This window comes from Kineococcus gurbantunggutensis (assembly GCF_050871925.1).
Taxonomy (GTDB): Bacteria; Actinomycetota; Actinomycetes; order Actinomycetales; family Kineococcaceae; genus Kineococcus.
Window position 1 is genome coordinate 1 of record NZ_JBJLSG010000259.1, and the last position, 4,406, is coordinate 4,406.

A 4,406-nucleotide genomic window follows, 5' to 3' on the forward strand; every position below is an offset into this window, starting at 1 on the left:
GCGCTACGACACCGGCGACAAGCTGGACTACATCAAGGCGGTCGTGCGCCTGGCCAGCGAGCGCGAGGACATCGGCCCGGAGCTGCGCGCGTGGCTGGGCGAGTACGTGGCCTCGGGGGCCGGCGCCCCCTCGTGACCCCCCCGATCCGCGACTCGCACGGCAGCGGGCCGTTCACCAGCGTCGAGGCGCACCGCAGGGCGTGCCTGGACCTGGTGCGGCCGCTGCCGCCGCTGGACGTGGCCCTGCGCGACGCGCTGGGCTGCGTCCTGGCCGAGGACGTCGTCAGCCCGCGGCCGCTGCCGGCCTTCGACAACTCCGGCATGGACGGCTACGCGGTGCGGGTGCGCGACGTGGAGGGCGCCTCGGAGTCCTCGCCGGTGGGGCTGCCGGTGGTCGCGGACATCCCCGCCGGCAGCGGCGACCCGCTGCGGCTGCCCGGCGGCACGACGGCGCGCATCATGACCGGCGCGCCGGTGCCGGCCGGCGCCGAGGCCGTGGTGCCGGTGGAGTGGACCGACCGCGGGGTCGCGCACGTGAGCATCGCGCGCGCCCCCGCGCCGGGCCAGCACGTGCGCCGCGCCGGCGAGGACGTCGCCGCCGGCGTGGTCGTCGTGGAGGCCGGCACCCGCCTGCAGCCGCGGCACGTGGGCGTCCTGGCGGCGGTGGGGCGCGCCCGCGTGCGGGTGCGCCCGCGCCCGCGGGTGGTGGTGGTCTCCACCGGCACCGAGGTCGTCGAGCCGGGCGCGGTGCTCGCGCGCGGTCAGCTGCACGACGCCAACGGCTACCTGCTGACCGCGGCGGCCGAGGACGTCGGCGCGCTGGCGTACCGGGTGGGCGTGGTCGACGACGACGCCGCGGCGCTGGCGTCGGTGCTGGACGACCAGCTCGTGCGCGCCGACGTGGTGGTGACCTCCGGCGGCGTCAGCGAGGGCGCCTACGACACCGTCAAGGAGGTGCTCTCGGGCCGGGCGGCCGAGCGGGCCGGGCACCGGGTGCGCTTCGAGCGGGTCGCGGTGCAGCCGGGCATGCCGCAGGGCGCGGGCACGCTGGGCGAGCAGCGGGTGCCGGTGTTCACGCTGCCGGGCAACCCGGTCAGCTCCTTCGTCTCCTTCGAGGTGTTCGTGCGCCCGGCGCTGCGGCGCATGCTCGGCGCGGAGGGTCCGGACCCGGAGCGGCCGCGGGTGCGCTGCGTGGCCGCGCAGCGCTGGACGTCGCCGCCGGCGAAGGAGCAGTACGTGCGCTGCGCGTGGACGCGCGGCGGCGACGGGCGCCTGCACGTGGCGCCGGTGTCCGGGCACGGCTCGCACCTGGTGACCGCCCTGGCGCGCACGACGTGCCTGGCCGTGGTACCCGTGGGCACGTCCGTGGTGGAGGTGGGCGACGAGGTGGAGTGCGTGCTGCTGGGACCGCTGCCGGTGGAGCAGGCGTGAGCGGGGACGGGACGACCGGGGACGGCGCGGGCGGCGCGGCCGGGGACGGCCGGCGGCTGACGCACCTGGACGAGCGCGGCCACGCCCGCGTGGTCGACGTGTCCGCCAAGCCCGTCACCGTGCGCGAGGCGCGCGCGGAGGGCCGGGTGCTGTGCTCCCCGCGCGTGCTGGAGCTGCTCGCCGCCGGCGGGCTGCCCAAGGGCGACGCGCTGGCGGTGGCGCGCATCGCGGGGCTGCAGGCGGCCAAGCGCACCCCGGACCTGGTGCCGCTGGCGCACCCGGTGGCGGTGCACGCGGTCGAGGTGGACATCGACGTGGAGGCCGACGCGCCCGAGCCGGGCGTGCGGATCCGCTCGGCGGTGCGCACCGCGGACCGCACCGGCATCGAGATGGAGGCGCTGACGTGCGTGGTGGTCGCGGCGCTGACGTTCGTGGACATGGTCAAGGCCGTGGACAAGCGCACGGTGGTGACGGGGGTGCGGGTGACCGCCAAGAGCGGCGGCCGCTCGGGGGACTGGAGCGTCGATGACTGAGCAGGCGCAGCAGGCCCGCCGCGGCCCCGGGCGCAGCGCGCTGGTGCTCACCGTCTCCAACCGCGCCTCGGCCGGCGTGTACGCCGACGCCTCCGGCCCGGTGGTCGCCGAGGGCCTGCGCGGTGCGGGCTTCTCGGTGGACGGCCCCGTCGTCGTGCCCGACGGGGACCCGGTGGAGCAGGCCCTGCGCGACGCGGTGGCCGCCGGCTACGACGTCGTGGTCACCAACGGCGGCACCGGCCTGAGCCCGCTGGACCTGACCCCGGAGCGCACCCGGCGGGTGCTGGACTACGAGGTCCCCGGCGTGCCGGAGGCGGTGCGCGCGGCCGGCGCCGCGAAGGGGGTGCCCACGGCGGTGCTCTCGCGCGGGCTGGCGGGCGTGGCCGGGCGCACGTTCGTGGTGAACCTGCCGGGCTCGCCGGGCGCGGCGCGCGACGGCGTGGAGGTCCTGGTGGGCTTCCTCGCGCACGCCGTCGACCAGCTGCACGGCGTGGACCACCGCCGCTCCGGGGGCGGCGCGTGAAGCGCCCCGCGAGCCGTCCGTGACGGTGCCCAGCTGGCCGGTGGAGCTGAGCGAGGGGCCGGTGCGCCTGCGCCCGCTGCGCCGCCGGGACGCCGCGGCGTGGCGGGCGGTGCGCGCGGCCAACGCCGCGTGGCTGCGCCCGTGGGAGGCCACCAGCCCGGACGCCTCCGGCCCGCCGCCCACGTTCGCGCAGATGGTGCGCGGCTTCTCGCGGGAGGCGCGCGCGGGGCGGATGCTGCCGTTCGTCATCGAGCTGGACGGCCGCCTCGTGGGGCAGATCACCGTCTCGGGCGTGGCGTGGGGCTCGCTGCGCTCGGCGCACGTGGGCTACTGGATCGACCAGCGGGTCGCCGGGCGCGGCACGGTGCCGCTGGCGCTGGCCCTGGTGGCCGACCACTGCTTCCGGGTGCTGCGGCTGCACCGCCTGGAGGTGAACATCCGCCCGGAGAACGCCGCCTCGCTGCGGGTGGCGGCCAAGCTGGGTCTGCGCGACGAGGGGCTGCGCGAGCGGTACCTGCACATCGACGGCGCCTGGCGCGACCACCGCACGTTCGCGGTGACGGCCGAGGAGGTGCCCGAGGGGATGCTCGCCCGGTACCGGGCCTCCCGACGCCCGCAGCAGCCCTGACCCCGCGCCCGGGGGAGACCGCCCGGGGCCCGCGCGCTCGCGCGCGGCGTTGTGCGGCGACGCACGGGGCGACACGCCCCGCACGTGCGCGGGGGCGTGGTTGTCAAGCCATAGCGTTGCGCTCGTGCCCGCGAGCAGCCTGATCTTCCTCGTCATCGTCCTCCTGTGGGCCGCCTACCTGGTGCCGGCGGCGATCCGCCGGCGCCGGCACGCGGCCGACTCGCGCGTCGGCGACCGCGACTCCGCCGCGCTGCGCGTGGTGGTGCGCCAGGGCTCGGCGCCGGCCCCGGGCACGGCCGCGGTGCCGCCGGCCTCCAGCCGCCCGGTGCTCGCCGCGGCGGCGCGCCCGCAGCTGCCCGCCGCCGCGCGCGGCCCGGCGCAGGCCCCGGCGGACGAGGTCGCGGCGCCGGTCCCGGCGGGCGCGCGCGAGCCGCGGGTGCTGGTGCGCCAGGGCGTCGACGGCCGCGTGCTGCGCCGCCGCCGGCAGCTGCTCGGCACCGTCCTGGGCGCGACGGTGCTGGCGTGGGTGCTGGCGCTGGCGGCCGTGGTGCCGGCGTGGGCGGCGCTGCTGCCGACCGCGGCGCTGGCCCTGGTGGTGGCGGCGCTGCGCCGGCACGCGGCGCAGGCGCCCGCGCGGGTCGTGCTGCCCACCGCCGTGGTCGCCCCCGCGCGCGCCGCCGTGGTCGAGGAGCCGGGCAGCGTGCTGGACGAGCTGACCGCGCAGCTGGAGCGCGAGCTGGCCGAGGAGCTGGCCGCCGCCGCGGTGCCCGCCCCGCGCCCGGAGCCGGCCGCCCCCGCCGCCGCGGGCACCTGGGAGCCCACCGAGGTGCCGCTGCCGACGTACCTGCTCAAGCCGCGCGCCCGCGTGGTGCGCCCGGCCACCACCGCGGCGCCGGCCGCCCGCGTCGACGTGGACGTCGAGGTGGAGGCCGTCCCGGCGCCGTCGGTGCGCGGGCGCCGCGTGATCGACGTGCGCGAGCGCGCCCGCGTCGTCAACGGCTGAGCACCGCGCCGGACGGGCCGGGCACCGGGGGTCGCGGACCCCGCTGTCCGGGCCGGCACCGGAATGCTGGTAGTCTTCTTCTCGCTCCCGGGGCGACCCGGTGGCGAGCAAGGGGCTGTGGCGCAGCTGGTAGCGCACCTCGTTCGCAACGAGGGGGTCAGGGGTTCGAGTCCCCTCAGCTCCACCCTTCCGAAGAGGGCCCCCCCCGGGGGGCCCGCCCGGGGGGGGGCGGGGGTGCGGGCCGGGGGTCCCGGGCGCCCCCCCCCGCGCGCGGGGCGCCCGCGCCGC

5 protein-coding genes and 1 tRNA gene are annotated in these 4,406 nt (G+C 79.3%); all 6 read left to right on the forward strand.

The genetic code is table 11. The features are described from left to right. Positions 1 to 132 precede the first annotated feature (132 nt). Positions 133 to 1,431 (forward strand): molybdotransferase-like divisome protein Glp, encoded by a 1,299-nt coding sequence (gene glp / locus ACRYR7_RS24540; protein ID WP_432574944.1) that lies wholly within the window; start codon positions 133 to 135, stop codon positions 1,429 to 1,431. Beyond that, positions 1,428 to 1,964: a cyclic pyranopterin monophosphate synthase MoaC gene (gene moaC / locus ACRYR7_RS24545; protein WP_432574945.1), complete on the forward strand. Its 537-nt coding sequence runs from the start codon at positions 1,428 to 1,430 to the stop codon at positions 1,962 to 1,964. The genes glp and moaC overlap by 4 nt, the downstream gene beginning before the upstream one ends. Then, positions 1,957 to 2,487 carry a MogA/MoaB family molybdenum cofactor biosynthesis protein gene (locus tag ACRYR7_RS24550; RefSeq protein WP_432574947.1) on the forward strand — a complete coding sequence of 177 codons (531 nt, stop codon included), beginning with the start codon at positions 1,957 to 1,959 and terminating at the stop codon, positions 2,485 to 2,487. Before moaC ends, ACRYR7_RS24550 begins: the two co-directional genes overlap by 8 nt. A gap of 19 nt (positions 2,488 to 2,506) precedes the next feature. Then, a complete protein-coding gene (locus tag ACRYR7_RS24555) occupies positions 2,507 to 3,115 on the forward strand; it encodes a GNAT family N-acetyltransferase (RefSeq protein WP_432574949.1) in 609 nt (202 codons plus the stop codon). A gap of 124 nt (positions 3,116 to 3,239) precedes the next feature. Continuing rightward, positions 3,240 to 4,118 carry a hypothetical protein gene (locus ACRYR7_RS24560; RefSeq protein ID WP_432574950.1) on the forward strand — a complete coding sequence of 293 codons (879 nt, stop codon included), beginning with the start codon at positions 3,240 to 3,242 and terminating at the stop codon, positions 4,116 to 4,118. Positions 4,119 to 4,229: 111 nt separating this feature from the next. Continuing rightward, positions 4,230 to 4,302, forward strand: a tRNA-Ala gene (locus ACRYR7_RS24565). Positions 4,303 to 4,406 lie beyond the last annotated feature (104 nt).

What these genes read in the sequence shown, in the direction of transcription:
- ACRYR7_RS24550 (WP_432574947.1), top strand. Translation starts at nt 1,957, where the DNA reads ATGACTGAGCAGGCGCAGCAGGCCCGCCGCGGCCCCGGGCGCAGCGCG.